Origin of the sequence: Agreia sp. PsM10 (genome assembly GCF_030433855.1) — a bacterium.
Lineage (GTDB): Bacteria > Actinomycetota > Actinomycetes > Actinomycetales > Microbacteriaceae > Agreia.
In genome coordinates this window covers 1-233 of sequence record NZ_JARUXC010000097.1, presented here as the reverse complement: position 1 = coordinate 233, position 233 = coordinate 1, and the positions used below count along the sequence as shown (strand labels likewise).

1 protein-coding gene is annotated in these 233 nt (G+C 74.7%); it reads right to left on the bottom strand.

What is annotated here, in order from left to right; genetic code table 11:
* Positions 1-233 (bottom strand): hypothetical protein (locus tag QCD70_RS19155; RefSeq protein ID WP_301219238.1); only part of this gene is annotated, 233 nt, incomplete at both ends.

Below are 233 nucleotides of genomic sequence, written 5' to 3'. Positions count from 1 at the left end.
CAGCGAGACGGTCTCGTCGAGGCACACCGTTGCGGTGTCCCGCTCGCCCCTCAGCACGATCCGGCGGCGCTTGGCTCCGGAGGCCCCGCCCAGAACATACGCGGTGAGAACGTCGCCCGAGCGGGTGATGAGGGTGACGCCCGCCTCGGGCGCCACCGTCGGCCACACCTCGCGGGCCGTCGCGACGTCGTCGACGATCAGCGTTCGGGCGAGCAGCCCCCCCCCCCCGCCCC